Raw genomic sequence first — 22,364 nt, forward strand, 5'->3', positions numbered from 1 at the left:
GGATGGGCTTTTTTCTCCACCAACAAACTGATCTCACGCGCTTTTTACGACGAAAAAGCTATACTGCACTAAATTAGTGCAACCAACACCAGGAGACTGCTGAATGGCAACTGGCACGCTGCCCGATGCTGGGCAGATCCTCAATTCTTTGATTAACAGTATTTTGCTGGTCGACGACGAGCTGGCCGTACATTACGCCAACCCGGCGGCGCAGCAGCTGCTCGCCCAGAGCTCACGCAAACTGTTTGGCACCCCGCTTCCGGAATTATTGAGCTATTTCTCGCTGAATATTGGCCTGATGCAGGAAAGTCTGCAGGCCGGTCAGGGCTTTACCGATAACGAAGTCACGCTGGTGATCGACGGGCGCTCACATATTTTATCGCTTACCGCACAACGGCTTCCAGAAGGGCTGATCCTGCTTGAAATGGCGCCGATGGATAATCAGCGCCGCCTGAGCCAGGAACAACTTCAACATGCTCAGCAAATTGCCGCCCGTGACCTGGTGCGAGGCCTGGCGCATGAAATCAAGAACCCGCTGGGTGGCTTACGCGGTGCGGCACAACTCCTGACCAAAGCGCTGCCCGACCCTGCGCTGGCGGAGTACACCAACGTCATCATTGAGCAGGCAGACCGCCTGCGTAACCTGGTTGACCGTCTGCTCGGGCCGCAACAGCCCGGCATGCATGTTTCAGAAAGTATTCATAAAGTGGCTGAGCGGGTTGTGAAACTCGTCTCAATGGAGCTGCCGGAGAACGTCACGCTGGTCCGTGATTACGACCCAAGCCTGCCGGAACTGGCGCACGACCCGGATCAGATTGAGCAGGTCTTGCTGAATATTGTGCGTAATGCCCTGCAGGCACTGGGGCCGGAAGGGGGCGAAATTATTTTGCGCACCCGCACCGCGTTCCAGCTCACACTGCACGGCGTGCGCTATCGTCTGGCTGCCCGCATCGACGTTGAGGACAACGGGCCGGGTATTCCGTCGCATCTTCAGGACACCCTGTTCTACCCGATGGTCAGCGGTCGCGAAGGCGGTACCGGCCTGGGGTTATCCATTGCCCGTAGTTTGATCGATCAACACTCTGGAAAAATTGAATTTACCAGTTGGCCGGGACATACCGAGTTTTCGGTTTTCCTGCCGATTAAAAAATAAAGGTGACGTTTATGCAACGAGGGATAGTCTGGGTAGTCGATGACGATAGCTCCATCCGTTGGGTGCTTGAACGCGCGCTCACAGGGGCAGGATTAAGCTGCACGACGTTTGAGAGCGGCAGCGAAGTGCTCGACGCACTCACCACCAAAACGCCGGATGTGCTGCTTTCGGATATTCGCATGCCGGGAATGGACGGGCTGGCGCTTTTAAAGCAGATCAAACAACGCCATCCTATGCTTCCGGTCATCATAATGACGGCGCATTCCGACCTGGACGCCGCGGTGAGCGCCTATCAGCAAGGGGCGTTCGATTACCTGCCCAAACCGTTTGATATCGACGAAGCGGTCGCCCTGGTTGAGCGCGCGATCAGCCACTACCAGGAGCAGCAGCAGCCTCGTCACACGCCTGACTTCGGGCCCACGACGGACATCATTGGCGAAGCGCCAGCCATGCAGGATGTGTTTCGTATCATTGGCCGTCTGTCACGCTCGTCCATCAGCGTACTGATTAATGGCGAATCGGGAACCGGTAAAGAGCTGGTAGCGCATGCCTTACATCGCCACAGCCCGCGGGCAAAAGCACCGTTTATCGCCCTCAATATGGCCGCCATCCCAAAGGATTTAATTGAATCCGAACTGTTTGGCCATGAGAAAGGGGCTTTTACCGGCGCGAATACCATTCGCCAGGGTCGCTTCGAGCAGGCTGACGGTGGAACACTCTTCCTGGATGAAATCGGCGATATGCCGCTGGATGTCCAGACCCGTCTGCTGCGCGTGTTGGCCGACGGACAGTTTTATCGCGTAGGTGGCTATGCGCCGGTGAAGGTCGATGTACGCATTATTGCCGCGACGCACCAGAATCTGGAGCAGCGCGTCCAGGAAGGTAAATTCCGTGAGGATTTATTCCATCGCCTGAACGTGATCCGCGTTCATTTGCCACCGCTACGTGAACGCCGTGAAGATATTCCCCGCCTGGCTCGTCATTTTCTGCAGGTCGCTGCCCGTGAGCTGGGCGTGGAAGCCAAGCAGTTGCACCCGGAAACCGATGCCGCCCTCACCCGCCTGGCGTGGCCGGGCAACGTGCGTCAGCTGGAAAACACCTGTCGCTGGTTGACCGTAATGGCCGCCGGACAGGAAGTCCTGATTCAGGATTTACCGGCTGAACTGTTTGAAGCGACTGCGCCAGAAAGCAGCACCGGACATACATTGCCGGACAGCTGGGCGACGCTGCTGGCACAGTGGGCCGATCGCGCGCTGCGTTCCGGTCATCAAAACTTGCTGTCTGAGGCCCAGCCCGAGATGGAGCGCACGCTGTTGACCACCGCACTCCGCCATACACAGGGCCATAAGCAGGAAGCGGCACGCCTGCTGGGATGGGGACGTAATACCCTGACGCGTAAGCTGAAAGAGCTTGGCATGGAGTGATCTTTACCCTTGTGTAAAGGTTATTAATTGAGCGCAAATTGCTGCTATTTTGCGCTTTACTGTATCAATGATTTTTGTATGATCGTGCCCGGAAAGTGAGGGTGATCATCATGCTGGAAACATTAGTGAATATGCTCTCAAGTGGAGCAGCTGAAAGCCACACGCCACAAACAGCCGTTGCTGCTGTGCTGTGCGCGGCGCTGGTTGGGCTGTTTAGCTAGAGAGTCGCTAACAAAAAAGCCGGGTAGCGGCTTCGCCTTACCCGGCCAAATATTTTGGCACGTCTTAAATGACGCGTGAGAACTGCTGCAGACGCGCTTTCTGACGCAGATAGGCGTCGAAGCACATGCAGATATTACGAATCAACAGGCGCCCTTTGGGTGTCACGTCAATTGCACGTTCTGAAACATCCACCAGCCCATCTTTTGCCAGAGGCGCTAACAGCTTCAGGTCATCAGCAAAGTAATCGCTGAAATGCAGATCCCACTGCGTTTCCACCTCGCTGAAATCAAGACGGAAGTTACAGATGAGCGCCTTAATCACATCACGACGGATGCAGTCATCGCGCGTTAATGCGATACCGCGCCACAGAGCGTTGCCCGCGTCATCTACCTGCTGATAGTAAAGCTTCAGCTCTTTCTGGTTCTGCGCGTAGCAGTCACCGATCATGCTGATGGCGGAGACGCCCATCCCCAGCAAATCGGTGTCGCCCTGGGTGGTGTAGCCCTGGAAATTTCGGTGCAGTACGCCTTCGCGCTGGGCAATAGCCAGCTCGTCATCCGGACGAGCAAAGTGATCCATGCCGATGAACTGATAACCGGCTTCGGTCAGCGAGGCGATGGTTTCCTGCAGAATATCCAGCTTCTGTTGGGCAGAAGGCAGGTCGGCATCTTTGATTTTGCGCTGAGCGGCAAACAGCGTCGGCAGATGCGCATAGTTAAAGACGCTCAGGCGGTCCGGGTTGAGTTCGGCCACGCGTTTCAGCGTGAAGGCGAAGCTCTCCGGCGTTTGCTTAGGCAGGCCGTAAATCAGGTCGATATTGGTCGACGTAAAGCCGATATCGCGGGCGTGGTTGAGTAAGGCAAAGATAAACTCTTCATCCTGCTCACGGTTCACCAGCCGCTGCACCTCTTTGTTGAAGTCCTGCACGCCCATGCTCAGGCGATTGAAACCTTCAGCGCGTAAGTGATCCAGTACATCCAGCTCAATTTCGCGCGGATCGACCTCGATCGAGATTTCAGCATCGTCGTTAAACCGGAAGTTGTTGCGCAGGAGCGTCATTAAACGGCTGATCTGCGCTTTATTCAAATACGTTGGCGTCCCCCCACCCCAGTGAAGCTGGCTGACGTGACGGCCGGCAAACAGCGGGGCACGGTGCAGAATTTCCTGCTCAAGCGCATCCAGATACTGATCGGCTTTATGTTGTTGACGGGTAACGATTTTATTGCAGCCGCAGAAGTAGCAGAGCTTGTGGCAGAACGGAATATGGACATAGAGCGACAGCGGGCGCTCGGGGTAGCGCGCGACAGCCTGCTGAAACGCCGCTTCGCCGAAACTATCGGAGAACTCCAGCGCAGTGGGGTATGACGTATAACGCGGCCCGGAATAGTTATATTTCTGGATTAGGGCCAAATCCCAGTCGATAGTTGGTACAGACATGCTCACTCCTTCCGTTGGTGTCGCGTTCGCATACGGCGGCCCGTTCTGGCCCCATCGCGGGCCATCACTCGGGTGCGCAGCCACTTCTGTCGCCGCGACAACCGCCGTAGTTTAACGAATAACCACACCAGATAACATATAACCGGAAGGGTTATTAGCAGGACTATCGTCCCTGCCGGATGCAAATGCTAGTTTCCACCCTTCAGAAGACGCATCATATCTTCCTGCTTTTCGTCTTCTTCTTCGTCTTCGTCATCGTCGTAGGACAGACCCAGCTTCTGCATCAGCTCATCAATGCGGTCCAGTTTGGCATCAACCCATGACTGCTCTTCGGCGGTCAGGGTTTCACCCTCTTCAAGACGTTCCAGCAGCGCGTCCAGGCGCTCATCGTTCTCCAGCAAATCCAGCTCAGCCTGCGGTGAAAGCATAGGTTTCTCGCTCTTTGGTTTGTGCTGCTTAGTGACCGGGGTGTCTGTCACGCCCAGTGGAACAGGTGTTTTACTGCCAATACGTGGGTCTTTCTGCTGCTTGTTTTTCGCAGAAGCGCCAGAAGCATCACCACCGTTTGCACGGCTACCCGCAGCATGACCGCGATGTTTTTTATCGCGTTTGCGATCGCGCGATTCCTGGTTCAGTTCTTCGCGCGTTTTGCGGTGTGCTTTTGCAGGGCGTTTAGCGCCCGCAGCGGAGGTCGGTTTTTTCATGATGTTTTATCTTTAAGTCGTTTTCTTCAGTATAGAATTGCGGCGAAATCTAGCAGAAAGCAAGCAAAGAAAAAAGGCGACAGAGCAATCTGTCGCCTTTTTTCCTGACTCACAACCCTTAACGGGTCAGACATTCCGTGTTTGCCAACAACAAACCCTGTTTATCCCTTGGCTAATACCATCCGTGATACGGTTCCGTTTCCTGTTAAAACGCCTCCAGGCGTTGGTCATCCTGACAATCCTGCGTCTTCGCCTCCTGGCGCTCCTGACCCTAATCCTTAAGTCTGTTTCCTGTTGGCTTCCTCGCCCTGACGCACACTTTACCCTGTTCAGTTAAACTGACAAGCAACGAAACGGCACAAAAACGGATTTTCAGATAATTACCCGAGAATAAACTTATGATTTAAAACAATTTGGCTTTTTTAACGCCTGCGAATTCTCTGAAATCTCCCATAGTATTCATAGCCGATCTCTCACAACCGCCAGGGTTTTAACCTACAGGCACTGTGCAATCAAAAAAGTCTTTTGCCGGCATTCAGGTATAATCCCCCTCAGATTACGATTTTGGAGACGACCACGTGACTACCTGGAACTACCAACAGACGCATTTTGTCACCAGTGCGCCCGATATCCGCCACCTTCCTTCTGATACTGGCATTGAAGTGGCTTTTGCTGGCCGCTCTAACGCGGGGAAATCCAGCGCCCTGAATACGCTGACCAATCAGAAGAGCCTGGCGCGTACCTCAAAAACACCTGGCCGTACTCAGCTGATTAACCTGTTTGAAGTGGCAGAAGGCAAACGCCTGGTCGACTTACCGGGATATGGTTACGCGCAAGTACCGGAAGAGATGAAGATCAAATGGCAGCGTGCGCTGGGTGAATACCTGGAAAAACGCCAGTGCCTGAAAGGTCTGGTGGTGCTGATGGATATCCGCCATCCCCTGAAAGATCTCGATCAGCAGATGATCGACTGGGCTGTCTCAAGTGAGATAGCCGTGCTGGTACTGCTGACTAAAGCGGATAAGCTGGCGAGCGGCGCGCGTAAAGCGCAGGTGAATATGGTTCGCGAAGCGGTGCTGGCTTTTAACGGCGACGTACAGGTAGAGCCGTTCTCCTCGCTGAAAAAGCAGGGTGTCGACAAGCTGCGTCAGAAGCTCGATAGCTGGTTCAACGAGCTGGAACCCGCGACGGAAGCGGAAGAAGAGTAATACCGAGCGCGGCGATGTCCGCGCTTTTTTTTGCCTGGATTTTTCTTTGCCGCAATAAAAAACGCCCCAGTCATTACTGACTGGGGCGGCTAAAATATTCAGCCAAATCCGATTACGTGAAGTAAAAGGTCTGAAAGATAGAACATCTTACCTCTGTACCCTACGCGAATAACTCTACCCCTTTTTTTGCTGTAGAAAAAGCACTTTTTGTAGTTTTTTTTCATTCTTTACATAGGGAATTCTAATGATCGTCACAAAACGCACTTTGTTATGTTGCTAACTTACATAAAAAGCGCGTTATTGGCAGAACCTTTAGTGAGCTTGATCCCAGTTTTCACCGCTGCCCACTTCCACCAGCAACGGCACGTCAAGCGTCATGCTGCTTTCCATCAGTTCGTGGATCTTCTTCGACACGGTGTCCAGATCATCTTTGTGGACTTCGAATACCAGTTCATCGTGTACCTGCATGATCATCTTCACGCGTGGCTTCTCTTTTTCCAGCCAGGCATCAACCGCAATCATCGCGCGCTTAATAATGTCTGCCGCCGTCCCCTGCATCGGGGCGTTGATGGCAGCACGTTCTGCACCGGCACGACGCGCGGCGTTGCTTGATTTGATGTCCGGCAGATAAAGGCGACGACCATCCAGGGTTTCGACGTAGCCTTTCTCCTTCGCCTGCGCACGGGTGCGCTCCATATATTCCAGCACGCCCGGATAACGCTCGAAGTAGAGATCCATATACTTCTGCGACTCTTTACGCGGAATGTTGAGCTGGCGCGAAAGGCCAAAGGCGCTCATGCCGTAGATCAGACCGAAGTTGATCGCCTTCGCACTGCGACGTTGCTCGTGAGTCACGCTGTCCAGCGGCAGCCCAAAGACTTCAGCCGCCGTTGCACGGTGGATATCCTTTCCTTCCGCAAAGGCCGTCAGCAGCCCCTTGTCGCGTGACAGGTGCGCCATAATACGCAGCTCAATTTGCGAGTAGTCGGCCGAGACGATCAGGTAGTCGTCTGGCGCGATAAACGCCTGACGGATACGACGGCCTTCTTCATTACGTACCGGAATGTTCTGCAGATTTGGATCGGTCGAGGAGAGACGACCGGTCGCCGCCACAGCCTGATGATACGAGGTATGCACGCGGCCCGTTTTAGGGTTGATCATCAGCGGAAGTTTATCGGTATAGGTAGACTTCAGCTTCGCCAGACCACGGTACTGGAGAATCACTTTTGGCAGCGGGTAATCCAGCGCCAGTTCCTCAAGCACTTCTTCAGACGTTGATGGCGCGCCGCCAGGGGTTTTCTTCAGCGGCTTAATTCCCTGTTTTTCAAACAGGATGGTCTGAAGCTGTTTCGGAGACGAAAGGTTAAACGGTTCGCCGGCAAGCTCATGCGCCTTCTGCTCAAGCTCGGTCAACCGCTGCGCCAGTTCTCCGGAGTGGTTATGCAGCACCGTCGGATCAATTTTTACGCCGTTGCGCTCAATGCGCGAGAGCACAGGTACCAGCGGCATCTCAATGTGCTGGAACACGTTCAGCGGACCTTCGTGCTTCTGCAGTTTTGGCCACATCTTCAGGTGCAGTTGCAGCGTGACATCGGCGTCTTCGGCCGCGTAGCGACCCGCTTCTTCCAGGGCAATCTGATTGAAGGTGAGCTGGTTTTTACCTTTTCCGGCAATCTCTTCAAAGGTAATGGTCTTATGCTTGAGCCAACGGTCGGATAAGGAGTCCATATCATGACGACCCGCCACGCTGTCGAGAATGTAAGATTCCAGCATGGTATCGAACGCAATGCCGCGCAGCTCAATACCATAGTTTTGCAGAATGCCGCGATCATATTTGAGGTTTTGCCCAACCTTAAGCGCCTTGTCATCTTCCAGAATCGGCTTCAGCAGCTCCAGCACACGCTCACGCGGGATCTGATCAGGTGCATCGAGGTAATCATGTGCAACGGGCACATAGGCCGCCATTCCCGGCTCCGTCGCAAATGACAGGCCGACCATATTGGCGGAGATGTTATCGAGGCTGTCGGTTTCCGTATCGAAGGCAAAGAACGGCGCTTTTTTGAGTTTCTCAATCCACGCCACCAGCTGTGACTCTTCAAGGAGGGTTTCGTAATTGTCGAAAGAGAGCGCGATGGCCTCTTCTTCTGCCAGCTCTTCGGCATCAACGACAATCGTCTCCTTTGGCTTAGCAGCCGGTTTGGCCCCTTTTGCCTGCAGCCATTTACCGGCTTCCACGTCCGTGGTCCAGCGCTTGAATTCGTATTTCTTAAACAGGCTTAGCAGTTCGTCTGCGGAAGGCTGCTGCACTTCCAGCTGCTCACAACCCAGTTCCAGTTCAACATCGGTTTTAATGGTTGCCAGCTTATAGGAGAGATAAGCCACCTCTTTGTTCTCTTCCAGCTTTCCGGCCATGGTTTTTGCACCACGGAAGGAGAGCCCGGCGATTTTGTCCGGCTCCGCGTACAGCGTATCCAGCCCGCCCAATCCCTGAAGCAGCGCCTGTGCGGTCTTTTCACCCACGCCAGGTACACCTGGGATGTTATCCGAGGAGTCGCCCATCAGCGCGAGGAAGTCGATAATCAGCTCTGGCGGCACGCCATATTTTGTGACCACCTCTTCAGGCCCCAGGATGGTGTTGGTCATGGTGTTAATCAGGGTGATACCTGGCGTTACCAGCTGCGCCATATCTTTATCCCCTGTACTGATCAGTACCGGACGACCCATTTTTTCTGCTTCACGTGCCAGCGTACCTATTACGTCATCGGCTTCGACCCCAGAGACGGCCAGCAGCGGCAAGCCCATCGCTTTTACCATCGCGTGCAGCGGTTCAATCTGCGCACGCAGATCGTCAGGCATTGGCGGACGGTGAGATTTGTAATGCTCAAAAAGCTCGTCGCGGAAGGTTTTACCTTTCGCATCAAACACCACTGCCGCATGGGTTGGCTGGTACTGAAGAATCAGGCTGCGCAGCATGTTTAGCACGCCGTACATTGCGCCGGTAGGTTCCCCTGCGCTATTGGTCAGAGGAGGAAACGCATGATACGCCCGATACAGGTAAGAAGAGCCGTCGACGAGAATAAGAGGGTTTTCTGGGATCTGAACCATAATGTCCGTGCCTTTAATCAATTTATGCGTAAAGGATGCCACAGAAGGATGAAAACATCAGTTATTAGCGCCAGATACAGGAAAAGATTTTGCGATCGTGAGGATCGCTCGCAAAAATAAATCTGTGGATAAGTTTGTGCATACTTTTACGTCACAGGAATAACAGACGCTAAAAGTACATACCTCATAATAAATAGATGCTATATATCATAGAGTTATTATGTTTCATTTGATCTTCATGGCCAATTGATGACAATTTAGTCTATGTGGATATAAGCCCAGGGCCGCATGCCGTTATAGCGAAATCTTCTGCTCCCGGGCGTTATCCCGCAACGCCTGGCATGAAAGCACCCTTATTTTGTCTGATTTCTGATAAAATCAGCGCCCTGCACCGGATAGCCGGCCGCTCACTTACAGCTAACCATCTGAAAAAGCTCATCATGTCGAGATTGCTCGCAGCAATAACATTACCTTTAAGCATCATTTTAACTATTCTGGTGACTGTCGCCTGTTCTGTGCCGATCATTATTGCCGGCATCATTAAGTTGCTGCTGCCCGTGCCCGTGGTATGGCGAGCCGTATCCGCATTTTGTAATTTTATGATGTACTGCTGGTGTGAAGGACTGGCGTTCCTGTTGTACCTGAACCCACACCTGAAGTGGGATGTGGAAGGGCTTGAAGGCCTCAACAAAAAGAACTGGTACCTGCTTATCTGCAACCACCACAGCTGGGCTGACATCGTGGTGTTATGCGTGCTTTTCCGCAAACATATCCCGATGAACAAATACTTCCTGAAACAGCAGCTCGCCTGGGTACCTTTTATCGGTCTGGCCTGCTGGGCGCTCGATATGCCGTTTATGAAACGCTATTCGCGCAGCTATTTGCTTCGTCATCCGGAGCGTCGTGGTAAAGATGTGGAAACCACGCGCCGTTCCTGCGAAAAATTTCGCGCGCATCCGACAACCATTGTGAACTTCGTGGAAGGCTCGCGCTTTACGGAAGAGAAGCGTCAACAAACTCGCTCTCCTTATCAGCACCTGCTGCCGCCCAAGGCTGCGGGCATTGCGATGGCGCTTAACGTGTTGGGCGCGCAGTTCGATAAATTACTCAACGTCACGCTCTGCTATCCGGAAAACGACAGGACACCCTTCTTCGATATGCTCAGCGGCAAGCTGACGCGGATCGTTGTACGCATCGAGCTGGTGCCGGTTGATGACGGGTTGCACGGGGATTACGTTAACGATAAGAATTTCAAACGTCTTTTCCAGCGTTGGCTCAATACGCTCTGGAATGAGAAAGATGAACAGATAGAAAAGATTAAATCTTCATACAAAAACGCCGGTCAGTGACCGGCGTTTTTTTCTTTATTGATCTTACTTCTTCTCGACCAGATATTTCACGGTATCCGCGTACTGCTGTACGAAGATATCCATGCTGCTGGTGTCCATGCCCTGCGTGTTCAGCTGATATTTGCCGTTAACATACATCGCCGGAACGCCCTGCAGCTGAAGGTCTGCGGCGGCTTTTTCCTGCTGGGCTACCAGAGATTTCACCACAAAGCTGTTCCATGCCGCGTCGTATTCTTCACCTTTCACACCGGCATCCACGAAGACTTTACGGATATCTGCAGTCGTCTGAACTGTCTGGGTTTTCTGGACTGCTTCAAACATTGGTGCAGTGATCTTATCTTCCACGCCCAGCGCGATAGCTACCGCCCATGCCTGAGTCAGGTCTTTACCCAATGGGCCCAGGAACTCAACGTGATACTTGGTCATTTTGGTGCCTTCTGGCAGCTTTTTCTTCACGTTATCGGAAACATGCAGCACCTGCTCGAACTGATAGCAATGTGGGCAATAGAACGAGAAGAACTCCAGAACCTGAGGCTCGCCAGCGACTGGCTTTTCCAGTGTCGTATACTGTTTGCCGTCGGTAAACTGCGCAGCAGAAGCGCTAAATGCCAGAATCATACCTGCCAGCGCCAGCCAAATTTTTTTCATGATTAACTCTCTCCTGGGTGTGTCCAATTAATACATCGGCGTTAATTGCAGAGGGGGCTCCTTAAGAACCTTAACCTGCTCAGTAAATGTGGATATCTGGCTGCGCCAGTAATCCTCTCCGGTAAGCCACGGGAAATTACGGGGAAATGCAGGATCGTCCCAACGCCTGATTAACCATGCGAGATAATAAACAAAACGCATCGCGCGTAAAGGTTCAATCAGGACAATTTCGTCTGAATTAAAAGGGCTAAACTCTTCATAGGCCTCAATAATCGTTTCAAGCTGCATCCGTTGCTCAGCTTTATCGCCATTGAGCAGCATCCACAGGTCCTGAACCGCAGGCCCCATACGTGCATCATCGAGATCGACGAACAGCGGGCCATCACGCCAGAGAATATTACCAGCGTGACAATCGCCGTGCAGACGCAGAACGGAAATATCATCGCGCCAGCAGGTTTTCACCGCATCAATAAGTTTATCGGTCGCGTTGAGGAAATTATCCTTAAGCGCTTTGGGGATTAGCGCCGAGGTTTCAAATACCTGACGAGGTTCAAGCAGGTATTCCTGAATACCGATTGTCGGACGGGCAATAAAGTCTTCTTTGCGTCCCGTCTGGTGAATGCGTCCCAGATATCGGGCAACCCACTCCATCTGATCGATATTATCCGCTTCAAACTGGCGGCCCCCCAGGCTTGGGAATACGGCGTAGTAAAACCCTTCGTGGGTGAGCAGCGTTTGGTTATTAAATTTAAGCGGCGCGGCAACGGGAACATCATCATCCAGCAGATCGTGAGCAAACTGGTGCTCTTCCTGAATTTGTTCTGCGGACCAACGTTGAGGGCGATAGAACTTTACGACGAAGCGCTGACGATCCTCGTCCTGAAACTGATAGACGCGGTTTTCGTAGCTATTTAAGGGAGTTAACCCGGAATCCACCCGAATACCCTGTTCAAACAGCGCATCCATAATGGTATCCGGGTGTAATGTCTGGAAAGTAAAAGCCTGGTCGTTCATCCGATCATCCGGAAATTATACGAATGATTCAGGATATCATCTTGTGGCGATTTCGGTGCCGCCGCTTACAAGCTTTTACTCTTTAATTACGCCACGTGCGCGCAGCAACGCGGTTTTAAAATCTTCCTCATAATCTTTCTGAATACCAGGAATAACAGCGTCTTTGGCAGAGTCGCGCATTTTGAGATGGTAGATCAGGATATCGTCAGAAAGGTCTGTCAGTTCACCGTCAAAACCTGACTCTTTCGCCAGTTTCTGTAAAAATTGCATCAGATTAAGCTCTGGCTCTTTTTGCCAGGCCGGCTGGAGGAGTTCAATGACTTCATTCAGACGTTTACATTTCATGGTGGTGCTCCTTTCATTGAGAGTGACACGTTAGCAGGGTCAATCCCACAATAAAAGAGGCGATATTCATGAATCATGGCCAGCAAATAATCGGCGTTGTTCTGGCGGGTGGCAAGGCAACCCGAATGGGGGGGAAAGATAAAGGTCTTCAGCTCCTTAACGGTAAGCCACTCTGGCAGCATGTCGCTGATACGCTTGCGGACCAGGTCATGACAATGGCCATCAGCGCTAACAGGCATAGAGATGTTTATCAGCGTAGCGGGTATCCCGTTTACGAGGATACGCAGGAGAATTACCCCGGGCCACTGGCCGGTATGCTTTCGGTTATGCAGCAGTCGCACGGGGAGTGGTTTATCTTCTGTCCGTGTGATACCCCGTTTATTCCGTCTTGTCTTGTCGAACGCATGGTACGGCTTCGTGGTAGCGCACCCGTTGTCTGGGCCCATGACGGTGAGCGCGACCACCCTGCTGTTGCGTTGATCCACCGTTCGTTAGTTCCGGCGTTACAGGAGTACCTGACGGCAGGAGAGCGCAGGGTGATGGCTTTTATGCGCCAGTCAGGCGGCCATCCCGTCGATTTTAGCGATCTGAAATCGGCGTTTATGAACGTCAATACCACAGAAGATTTGCAGATGATGCAGGAGAAAAAATGATACCTGTTTTGGCCATTTCAGCCTGGAGTGGTACCGGGAAAACGACGCTGCTGAAAAAACTGATCCCTGCGCTTTGTGCTAAAGGTGTTCGCCCCGGATTAATTAAGCATACGCATCACAATATGGATGTCGATAAGCCGGGAAAAGACAGCTATGAGCTGCGTAAGGCGGGAGCAGCCCAAACGATGGTGGCGAGTGATCAGCGCTGGGCATTGATGACTGAAACACCGGATGAAGCGCCGCTGGATCTCATGTATCTGGTTAGCCGGATGGATCACTCTACTCTGGATCTGGTGCTGGTTGAGGGGTTTAAGCATGACGCGGTGGCAAAGATCCTACTGTTCAGAAGCCATGCCGGGCATGATGTTCACGAGCTGACGCTCGATGAGCATGTGATTGCAGTCGCCAGTGACGTAGCCCTGGATCTGGAGGTACCGGTACTGGATTTGAATAACGTTGAGGAGATCGCCGCGTTTATTTTGAATTGGTGTGCTGTCTGATGCTCTCTCCGGCGGCGGGAAAAAACCAAAGCAAAAAACCCCGCACCATACGGTACGGGGTTCTTTTAATTGATGCCTGGCAGTTCCCTACTCTCACATGGGGAGACCCCACACTACCATCGGCGCTACGGCGTTTCACTTCTGAGTTCGGCATGGGGTCAGGTGGGACCACCGCGCTAAAGCCGCCAGGCAAATTCTGTAATCTGTATCAGCTGAAAATCGTCTCTCATCGCCAAAACATCTTCGGCGTTGTAAGGTTAAGCCTCACGGTTCATTAGTATCGGTTAGCTCAACGCATCGCTGCGCTTACACACCCGACCTATCAACGTCGTAGTCTTCAACGTTCCTTCAGGAGACTTAAAGTCTCAGGGAGAACTCATCTCGGGGCAAGTTTCGTGCTTAGATGCTTTCAGCACTTATCTCTTCCGCATTTAGCTACCGGGCAGTGCCATTGGCATGACAACCCGAACACCAGTGATGCGTCCACTCCGGTCCTCTCGTACTAGGAGCAGCCCCCCTCAATTCTCCAGCGCCCACGGCAGATAGGGACCGAACTGTCTCACGACGTTCTAAACCCAGCTCGCGTACCACTTTAAATGGCGAACAGCCATACCCTTGGGACCTACTTCAGCCCCAGGATGTGATGAGCCGACATCGAGGTGCCAAACACCGCCGTCGATATGAACTCTTGGGCGGTATCAGCCTGTTATCCCCGGAGTACCTTTTATCCGTTGAGCGATGGCCCTTCCATTCAGAACCACCGGATCACTATGACCTGCTTTCGCACCTGCTCGAGCCGTCACTCTCGCAGTCAAGCTAGCTTATGCCATTGCACTAACCTCCTGATGTCCGACCAGGATTAGCTAACCTTCGTGCTCCTCCGTTACTCTTTGGGAGGAGACCGCCCCAGTCAAACTACCCACCAGACACTGTCCGCAACCCGGATCACGGGTCTACGTTAGAACACCAGCCATTAAAGGGTGGTATTTCAAGGTTGGCTCCACGCAGACTGGCGTCCACGCTTCAAAGCCTCCCACCTATCCTACACATCAAGGACCAGTGTTCAGTGTCAAGCTATAGTAAAGGTTCACGGGGTCTTTCCGTCTTGCCGCGGGTACACTGCATCTTCACAGCGAGTTCAATTTCACTGAGTCTCGGGTGGAGACAGCCTGGCCATCATTACGCCATTCGTGCAGGTCGGAACTTACCCGACAAGGAATTTCGCTACCTTAGGACCGTTATAGTTACGGCCGCCGTTTACCGGGGCTTCGATCAAGAGCTTCGCGTTGCCGCTAACCCCATCAATTAACCTTCCGGCACCGGGCAGGCGTCACACCGTATACGTCCACTTTCGTGTTTGCACAGTGCTGTGTTTTTAATAAACAGTTGCAGCCAGCTGGTATCTTCGACTGATTTCAGCTCCATCCGCAGGGACTTCACCTACATATCAGCGTGCCTTCTCCCGAAGTTACGGCACCATTTTGCCTAGTTCCTTCACCCGAGTTCTCTCAAGCGCCTTGGTATTCTCTACCTGACCACCTGTGTCGGTTTGGGGTACGATTTGATGTTACCTGATGCTTAGAGGCTTTTCCTGGAAGCAGGGCATTTGTTACTTCAGCACCGTAGTGCCTCGTCATCACACCTCAGCGTTAACAAGGAACCGGATTTACCTGGAACCTCCGCCTACATGCTTAAACCGGGACAACCGTCGCCCGGCTAACATAGCCTTCTCCGTCCCCCCTTCGCAGTAACACCAAGTACAGGAATATTAACCTGTTTCCCATCGACTACGCCTTTCGGCCTCGCCTTAGGGGTCGACTCACCCTGCCCCGATTAACGTTGGACAGGAACCCTTGGTCTTCCGGCGAGCGGGCTTTTCACCCGCTTTATCGTTACTTATGTCAGCATTCGCACTTCTGATACCTCCAGCACCCCTCACAGGACACCTTCAACGGCTTACAGAACGCTCCCCTACCCAACAACGCATAAGCGTCGCTGCCGCAGCTTCGGTGCATGGTTTAGCCCCGTTACATCTTCCGCGCAGGCCGACTCGACCAGTGAGCTATTACGCTTTCTTTAAATGATGGCTGCTTCTAAGCCAACATCCTGGCTGTCTGTGCCTTCCCACATCGTTTCCCACTTAACCATGACTTTGGGACCTTAGCTGGCGGTCTGGGTTGTTTCCCTCTTCACGACGGACGTTAGCACCCGCCGTGTGTCTCCCGTGATAACATTCTTCGGTATTCGTAGTTTGCATCGGGTTGGTAAGCCGGGATGGCCCCCTAGCCGAAACAGTGCTCTACCCCCGAAGATGAGTTCACGAGGCGCTACCTAAATAGCTTTCGGGGAGAACCAGCTATCTCCCGGTTTGATTGGCCTTTCACCCCCAGCCACAAGTCATCCGCTAATTTTTCAACATTAGTCGGTTCGGTCCTCCAGTTAGTGTTACCCAACCTTCAACCTGCCCATGGCTAGATCACCGGGTTTCGGGTCTATACCCTGCAACTTAACGCCCAGTTAAGACTCGGTTTCCCTTCGGCTCCCCTATACGGTTAACCTTGCTACAGAATATAAGTCGCTGACCCATTATACAAAAGGTACGCAGTCACCCCATAAAAGAGGCTCCCACTGCTTGTACGTACACGGTTTCAGGTTCTTTTTCACTCCCCTCGCCGGGGTTCTTTTCGCCTTTCCCTCACGGTACTGGTTCACTATCGGTCAGTCAGGAGTATTTAGCCTTGGAGGATGGTCCCCCCATATTCAGACAGGATACCACGTGTCCCGCCCTACTCTTCGAGTTCACAGCCTGTGTGCTTTCGTGTACGGGACTTTCACCCTGTACCGTGCGACTTTCCAGACGCTTCCACTAACACACAAGCTGATTCAGACTCTGGGCTGCTCCCCGTTCGCTCGCCGCTACTGGGGGAATCTCGGTTGATTTCTTTTCCTCGGGGTACTTAGATGTTTCAGTTCCCCCGGTTCGCCTCGTTAACCTATGTATTCAGTTAACGATAGTGTGTCGGAACACACTGGGTTTCCCCATTCGGACATCGCCGGGTCAAAGGTTCATATCACCTCGCCGGCGCTTTTCGCAGATTAGCACGTCCTTCATCGCCTCTGACTGCCAGGGCATCCACCGTGTACGCTTAGTCGCTTAACCTCACAACCCGAAGATGTTTCTTTCGATTCATCACCGGCTTGCGAAAATTTGAGAGACTCGAACACACATAACATGTGTGTCGTTTCAATTTTCAGCTTGATCCAGATTTTTAAAGAGCAAATATCTCAAACGTCACCCGAAGATGAGTTTTGAGATATGTCGGCAGGTGACTTTCACTCACGAACCAGCAAGTGGCGTCCCCTAGGGGATTCGAACCCCTGTTACCGCCGTGAAAGGGCGGTGTCCTGGGCCTCTAGACGAAGGGGACACTGAAGTCTCAATCGCAAGACGCCTTGCTATTTACTTTTCATCAGACAATCTGTGTGGACACTACAAAGGCAGGTTCTTTAAGGTAAGGAGGTGATCCAACCGCAGGTTCCCCTACGGTTACCTTGTTACGACTTCACCCCAGTCATGAATCACAAAGTGGTAAGCGCCCTCCCGAAGGTTAAGCTACCTACTTCTTTTGCAACCCACTCCCATGGTGTGACGGGCGGTGTGTACAAGGCCCGGGAACGTATTCACCGTAGCATTCTGATCTACGATTACTAGCGATTCCGACTTCATGGAGTCGAGTTGCAGACTCCAATCCGGACTACGACGCACTTTATGAGGTCCGCTTGCTCTCGCGAGTTCGCTTCTCTTTGTATGCGCCATTGTAGCACGTGTGTAGCCCTACTCGTAAGGGCCATGATGACTTGACGTCATCCCCACCTTCCTCCAGTTTATCACTGGCAGTCTCCTTTGAGTTCCCGGCCGGACCGCTGGCAACAAAGGATAAGGGTTGCGCTCGTTGCGGGACTTAACCCAACATTTCACAACACGAGCTGACGACAGCCATGCAGCACCTGTCTCAGAGTTCCCGAAGGCACCAATCCATCTCTGGAAAGTTCTCTGGATGTCAAGAGTAGGTAAGGTTCTTCGCGTTGCATCGAATTAAACCACATGCTCCACCGCTTGTGCGGGCCCCCGTCAATTCATTTGAGTTTTAACCTTGCGGCCGTACTCCCCAGGCGGTCGACTTAACGCGTTAGCTCCGGAAGCCACGCCTCAAGGGCACAACCTCCAAGTCGACATCGTTTACGGCGTGGACTACCAGGGTATCTAATCCTGTTTGCTCCCCACGCTTTCGCACCTGAGCGTCAGTCTTTGTCCAGGGGGCCGCCTTCGCCACCGGTATTCCTCCAGATCTCTACGCATTTCACCGCTACACCTGGAATTCTACCCCCCTCTACAAGACTCTAGCCTGCCAGTTTCGAATGCAGTTCCCAGGTTGAGCCCGGGGATTTCACATCCGACTTGACAGACCGCCTGCGTGCGCTTTACGCCCAGTAATTCCGATTAACGCTTGCACCCTCCGTATTACCGCGGCTGCTGGCACGGAGTTAGCCGGTGCTTCTTCTGCGGGTAACGTCAATTGCTGCGGTTATTAACCACAACACCTTCCTCCCCGCTGAAAGTACTTTACAACCCGAAGGCCTTCTTCATACACGCGGCATGGCTGCATCAGGCTTGCGCCCATTGTGCAATATTCCCCACTGCTGCCTCCCGTAGGAGTCTGGACCGTGTCTCAGTTCCAGTGTGGCTGGTCATCCTCTCAGACCAGCTAGGGATCGTCGCCTAGGTGAGCCGTTACCCCACCTACTAGCTAATCCCATCTGGGCACATCTGATGGCAAGAGGCCCGAAGGTCCCCCTCTTTGGTCTTGCGACGTTATGCGGTATTAGCTACCGTTTCCAGTAGTTATCCCCCTCCATCAGGCAGTTTCCCAGACATTACTCACCCGTCCGCCACTCGTCACCCGAGAGCAAGCTCTCTGTGCTACCGTTCGACTTGCATGTGTTAGGCCTGCCGCCAGCGTTCAATCTGAGCCATGATCAAACTCTTCAATTTAAGTTTGATGCTCGTGAATTAAACTTCGTAATGAATTACGTATGTTCACTCAGAGACTTGGTATTCATTTTTTGTCCGAAGACATTAAGAATCCATGTCACTTTGAGTGCCCACACAGATTGTCTGATAAATTGTTAAAGAGCAGTGCCGCTTCGTTTTCGCTGCGGCGCGGGGTGTGCATATTACGCTTTCCCGCTTCAGAGTCAAGCATTTATTTTCGCTTATCTCTGCTGACCCGGCGGCGTGTGTGCCGTTGTTCCGTGTCAGTGGAGGCGCATTATAGGGAGTTATTCTGAAGTGACAAGAGGAAATTCAAAAAAAGTTTCTGTCCGTGTTTTTTTTCACCAACAGGGGTGAAATCAAGCTACAAATTGTTCTATTTGATGTATCTGCAACCACAATAACACCCGAGGTGGCATAATTATCAGCATGAATCTTTAAGGAATAAACGCGATGCCATTAAGCGCACAACAACTGGCTGCCCAAAAAAACCTGTCGTATGTGCTGGCAGAAAAACTGGCTCAGCTGATTTTAGCGGGTAAATATGCCCCGGGGAGCATCCTGCCGGGTGAAATGGAGTTGGGTGAGCAGTTTGGGGTGAGCCGTACCGCCGTTCGCGAAGCGGTGAAAACCTTAACGGCAAAAGGCATGGTGCTTCCGCGTCCTCGCATTGGTACGCGTGTGATGCCACAGAGCAACTGGAACTTCCTCGATCAGGAACTGCTCTCATGGTGGATGACGGAGGATAACTTTCATCAGGTCGTCGATCACTTCCTGGTGATGCGCAGCAGTCTTGAACCTCAGGCCTGCCTCCTTGCCGCCACGCTCGGGACGGCAGAACAGAAAGCGCAGCTCAATGCCCTGATGGAAGAGATGGTGTTCCTGAAAAAACACTTCAACCGCGAACGCTGGATTGAGGTCGATATGGCCTGGCATGAACACATCTATATGATGAGCGCCAATCCGTTCCTGACATCCTTTGCCTCTTTATTCCATTCGGTATACCACACCTACTTTACCTCTATTACGCAAGACGAAGTGGTAAAGCTGGATTTGCACCAGGCGATTGTTGATGCCATTCAGGAGAGCGACGGGCAGCGAGCCCAGGATGCATGCCAGGCATTGCTGGCCGCGCCAACCCACCAGCAGGTACATAAATGAGAGAGAGAAAAGCGCGCAGCATGGCCGGATTGCCGTGGATTGCAGCCATGGCGTTCTTTATGCAGGCACTGGATGCCACCATCCTCAACACAGCGCTACCCGCGATTGCACAAAGCCTTAACCGATCCCCGCTGGCGATGCAGTCCGCCATCATCAGTTATACCCTGACTGTCGCGATGCTCATTCCGGTGAGCGGCTGGCTGGCTGACCGCTTCGGCACCCGCAAGATATTCATGCTGGCCGTGACGCTCTTTACGCTCGGCTCTTTGGCCTGTGCGCTGTCAACGTCTCTTACAGAGCTGGTCATCTTCCGTGTTCTTCAGGGCGTTGGCGGGGCGATGATGATGCCCGTGGCGCGTCTGGCGTTACTGCGCGCCTATCCGCGCAGTGAACTGCTTCCTGTGCTCAACTTCGTCACGATGCCGGGCCTGGTCGGCCCCATACTGGGTCCGGTTCTCGGCGGGGTATTCGTTACCTGGGCAAGCTGGCACTGGATCTTCCTGATTAATATTCCCATTGGCGTCGCGGGGCTGCTTTATGCCCGCAAATATATGCCGAACTTCACCACCCCAAGACGCCGTTTCGATATGCGTGGTTTTTTCCTGTTTGGCCTGAGCCTGGTGCTCTTCTCCAGCGGGATGGAGCTGTTTGGTGAGAAGATCGTCGCGACATGGATTGCACTCTCCGTCATCCTCGGCGGTATTTTGCTGTTCCTTCTTTATATACGTCATGCACACCGTCACCCTACGCCGTTAATTTCTCTGTCGCTGTTTAACACCCGAACGTTTTCCGTGGGGATTGCGGGTAACATTGCCTCACGCCTGGGGACGGGCTGCGTGCCATTCCTGATGCCACTGATGCTGCAGGTGGGTTTCGGCTACCCGGCTCTGATTGCCGGTTGCATGATGGCCCCCACGGCGATGGGCTCTATTCTGGCCAAATCAACCGTCACGCAGGTGTTGCGCTGGTTTGGCTATCGTAAGACGCTGGTAGGTGTAACGGTCTTTATCGGGCTGATGATCGCGCAGTTCTCCCTGCAATCCGCCTCTTTACCGGTCTGGATGCTGATTCTGCCCCTGTTTGTGCTGGGAATGGCCATGTCGACACAGTTCACGTCGATGAACACCATCACCCTCGCCGACCTGACCGATGATAACGCCAGTAGCGGCAACAGCGTGCTGGCAGTGACTCAGCAGTTGTCGATCAGTCTGGGGGTGGCCGTCAGTGCGGCGGTGCTGCGGTTTTATGAAGGTTTTGACAGTGCGAACACCGTCGAACAGTTTCACTATACCTTTATTACCATGGGCGCACTCACCGTCGTGTCGGCGTTGGTCTTTATGCTGTTAAAACCCAAAGATGGCCGCAACCTGATCAAAGAGCGCCACAAAGCAAAAGCTAAACCGAACCCCGTTCCATCAGAACAGGAGTAAGCTGCAGACGTTGCTGCTGCAGGCCGGGCTCGGCCATTCGGTGGATAAGCACATCGATGGCCAGCTCGCCCAGTTCATCTTTTGGCTGATGAATCGTGGTGAGCGGCGGCGTCATGTAGCGGGCCAGTTCAATGTCATCGTAACCAATCACCGCCAAATCGTGTGGAACACGCAGCCCCGCCTGATATAACGCCTGGTACGCGCCAAACGCCATCGCATCGTTGCCGATAAACACAGCCTGCGGACGCTGCGCTTGCGACAGCAGTTTCTGCATAGCTTCAAAGCCGCCGTTAAATTCGAAATCACCGGTAATACGGTAGCCATCCGGAACAGTAAGCCCCGCCCGCGCCATCGCAGAAAGATACCCCTCAAGACGCAAACGCGCCGGGGTTTTATCCAGGGGGCCAGTAATGCAGGCGATGCGGGTATAGCCTTTATCGATCAGATACTGGGTGGCCATGTCACCTCCCAGCAGCGAGTTATCCTGAATGAGATCGCTGGTACCGTCGAACGGCGCCCAGTCCATCATCACCGTGGGAATAGAAGGGTAGCGCTGAATAATCTCTTTCGAGGGCTGATGTGTTTCGGTACACAGCAGCAGTAACCCGTCGACGCGTTTTTGCATCAGCGTCTCCAGGTTGCGGTTCATTCGCTGCTCATCCCCTTCGGTATTGCACAGCACCAGGCTGTAACCACGCTCGAAGCAGCTGCGTTCGACACCGCGAACAAGTTCAGAATAAAAGGGGTTGGTACTGGCGGTGATCAGCATGCCGATGGTGCGCGTCTGGTTGAGCTTGAGGCTGCGCGCCAGCGCGGACGGCGCATAATTGAGATCTTTAACCGCGGCTTCGACTTTCTCCCGAATCGCCTCGCTAACGAAGCGATCGTTATTAATGACGTGGGAGACTGTCGACGTAGAAACGCCCGCCTGGCGGGCGACATCTTTCATTGTGGCCAA

At 53.0% G+C, this 22,364-nt stretch carries 17 protein-coding genes, 1 tRNA gene and 3 rRNA genes; 9 read left to right on the plus strand and 12 right to left on the minus strand.

The genetic code is table 11. The annotated features are described in order from the left end of the window. Window positions 1–103 precede the first annotated feature (103 nt). The 3 genes from glnL to AM379_RS07770 all read left to right on the plus strand — a co-directional run bounded on the left by glnL (window position 104) and on the right by AM379_RS07770 (window position 2,798). Window positions 104–1,153 (plus strand): nitrogen regulation protein NR(II), encoded by a 1,050-nt coding sequence (glnL, locus tag AM379_RS07760; protein ID WP_014172250.1) that lies wholly within the window; start codon window positions 104–106, stop codon window positions 1,151–1,153. 11 nt (window positions 1,154–1,164) lie between these two features. Continuing rightward, complete coding sequence (gene glnG, locus AM379_RS07765) at window positions 1,165–2,577, plus strand: nitrogen regulation protein NR(I) (protein WP_032679268.1); 1,413 nt, start codon at window positions 1,165–1,167, stop codon at window positions 2,575–2,577. A gap of 110 nt (window positions 2,578–2,687) precedes the next feature. After that, window positions 2,688–2,798, plus strand: a complete 111-nt coding sequence (locus AM379_RS07770; protein ID WP_032670298.1) for a YshB family small membrane protein — start codon at window positions 2,688–2,690, stop codon at window positions 2,796–2,798. Window positions 2,799–2,862: 64 nt separating this feature from the next. On the opposite strand, the gene hemN is transcribed toward AM379_RS07770, so the two are convergent. After that, complete coding sequence (gene hemN / locus AM379_RS07775; protein ID WP_041162917.1) at window positions 2,863–4,236, minus strand: oxygen-independent coproporphyrinogen III oxidase; 1,374 nt, start codon at window positions 4,234–4,236, stop codon at window positions 2,863–2,865. Window positions 4,237–4,424: 188 nt separating this feature from the next. Then, window positions 4,425–4,940, minus strand: a complete 516-nt coding sequence (yihI, locus tag AM379_RS07785) for a Der GTPase-activating protein YihI (protein ID WP_014172254.1) — start codon at window positions 4,938–4,940, stop codon at window positions 4,425–4,427. Window positions 4,941–5,518: 578 nt separating this feature from the next. Between yihI and yihA the strand changes: the two genes are divergently transcribed. Then, complete coding sequence (yihA, locus tag AM379_RS07790) at window positions 5,519–6,148, plus strand: ribosome biogenesis GTP-binding protein YihA/YsxC (RefSeq protein ID WP_014172255.1); 630 nt, start codon at window positions 5,519–5,521, stop codon at window positions 6,146–6,148. A gap of 98 nt (window positions 6,149–6,246) precedes the next feature. On the opposite strand, the gene AM379_RS24605 is transcribed toward yihA, so the two are convergent. Further along, entirely contained in the window at window positions 6,247–6,294 is a 48-nt protein-coding gene (locus tag AM379_RS24605; protein ID WP_071892919.1) for a spot 42 RNA, inhibition of DNA synthesis, read from the minus strand. 166 nt (window positions 6,295–6,460) lie between these two features. Continuing rightward, the gene (polA, locus tag AM379_RS07795) at window positions 6,461–9,253 is read right to left on the minus strand and encodes a DNA polymerase I (RefSeq protein WP_032679270.1); all 2,793 of its coding nucleotides are present in this window, start codon (window positions 9,251–9,253) and stop codon (window positions 6,461–6,463) included. Window positions 9,254–9,693: 440 nt separating this feature from the next. Between polA and AM379_RS07800 the strand changes: the two genes are divergently transcribed. Then, on the plus strand, window positions 9,694–10,602 hold the full coding sequence (locus tag AM379_RS07800) for an acyltransferase (RefSeq protein ID WP_032679750.1): 909 nt from the start codon (window positions 9,694–9,696) through the stop codon (window positions 10,600–10,602). A gap of 24 nt (window positions 10,603–10,626) precedes the next feature. Here the strand turns inward: AM379_RS07800 and dsbA are convergent, their stop codons facing one another. The 3 genes from dsbA to AM379_RS07815 all read right to left on the minus strand — a co-directional run bounded on the left by dsbA (window position 10,627) and on the right by AM379_RS07815 (window position 12,609). Then, window positions 10,627–11,250 (minus strand): thiol:disulfide interchange protein DsbA, encoded by a 624-nt coding sequence (gene dsbA, locus AM379_RS07805; protein ID WP_020883990.1) that lies wholly within the window; start codon window positions 11,248–11,250, stop codon window positions 10,627–10,629. Between the two features lie 27 nt (window positions 11,251–11,277). Continuing rightward, window positions 11,278–12,264 carry a serine/threonine protein kinase gene (locus tag AM379_RS07810; RefSeq protein WP_020883991.1) on the minus strand — a complete coding sequence of 329 codons (987 nt, stop codon included), beginning with the start codon at window positions 12,262–12,264 and terminating at the stop codon, window positions 11,278–11,280. Window positions 12,265–12,339: 75 nt separating this feature from the next. Then, a complete protein-coding gene (locus tag AM379_RS07815) occupies window positions 12,340–12,609 on the minus strand; it encodes a YihD family protein (protein ID WP_010436801.1) in 270 nt (89 codons plus the stop codon). Between the two features lie 68 nt (window positions 12,610–12,677). Here AM379_RS07815 and mobA point away from each other — a divergent pair, with 68 nt between their 5' ends. Both mobA and mobB read left to right on the plus strand, forming a co-directional pair. Next, window positions 12,678–13,262 (plus strand): molybdenum cofactor guanylyltransferase MobA, encoded by a 585-nt coding sequence (gene mobA, locus AM379_RS07820; RefSeq protein ID WP_032679272.1) that lies wholly within the window; start codon window positions 12,678–12,680, stop codon window positions 13,260–13,262. Then, window positions 13,259–13,762 (plus strand): molybdopterin-guanine dinucleotide biosynthesis protein MobB, encoded by a 504-nt coding sequence (gene mobB, locus AM379_RS07825; RefSeq protein ID WP_032679273.1) that lies wholly within the window; start codon window positions 13,259–13,261, stop codon window positions 13,760–13,762. The genes mobA and mobB overlap by 4 nt, the downstream gene beginning before the upstream one ends. 74 nt (window positions 13,763–13,836) lie before the next feature. On the opposite strand, the gene rrf is transcribed toward mobB, so the two are convergent. The 4 genes from rrf to AM379_RS07845 form a co-directional block, all read right to left on the minus strand. Then, window positions 13,837–13,952: ribosomal RNA gene (gene rrf, locus AM379_RS07830) — 5S ribosomal RNA — on the minus strand. 63 nt (window positions 13,953–14,015) lie between these two features. Further along, window positions 14,016–16,922: ribosomal RNA gene (locus AM379_RS07835) — 23S ribosomal RNA — on the minus strand. A 192-nt stretch (window positions 16,923–17,114) separates the two neighbouring features. After that, window positions 17,115–17,190, minus strand: a tRNA-Glu gene (locus AM379_RS07840). Window positions 17,191–17,275: 85 nt separating this feature from the next. Then, window positions 17,276–18,815: ribosomal RNA gene (locus AM379_RS07845) — 16S ribosomal RNA — on the minus strand. The 16S, 23S and 5S rRNA genes sit together here with 1 tRNA gene alongside, the layout of an rRNA operon. Window positions 18,816–19,268: 453 nt before the next feature. Between AM379_RS07845 and AM379_RS07850 the strand changes: the two genes are divergently transcribed. Both AM379_RS07850 and mdtD read left to right on the plus strand, forming a co-directional pair. After that, window positions 19,269–19,976, plus strand: a complete 708-nt coding sequence (locus AM379_RS07850; RefSeq protein ID WP_020882776.1) for a FadR/GntR family transcriptional regulator — start codon at window positions 19,269–19,271, stop codon at window positions 19,974–19,976. Further along, window positions 19,973–21,406: a multidrug transporter subunit MdtD gene (gene mdtD / locus AM379_RS07855; protein ID WP_032679274.1), complete on the plus strand. Its 1,434-nt coding sequence runs from the start codon at window positions 19,973–19,975 to the stop codon at window positions 21,404–21,406. Before AM379_RS07850 ends, mdtD begins: the two co-directional genes overlap by 4 nt. Here mdtD and rbsR read toward each other — a convergent pair. Beyond that, window positions 21,372–22,364 carry a ribose operon transcriptional repressor RbsR gene (rbsR, locus tag AM379_RS07860; protein ID WP_106503580.1) on the minus strand — a complete coding sequence of 331 codons (993 nt, stop codon included), beginning with the start codon at window positions 22,362–22,364 and terminating at the stop codon, window positions 21,372–21,374. The two genes, mdtD and rbsR, sit on opposite strands and share 35 nt — an antisense overlap.

Source organism: Enterobacter cloacae complex sp. FDA-CDC-AR_0132, assembly GCF_003010695.1.
Classification (GTDB): Bacteria; Pseudomonadota; Gammaproteobacteria; order Enterobacterales; family Enterobacteriaceae; genus Enterobacter; species Enterobacter ludwigii.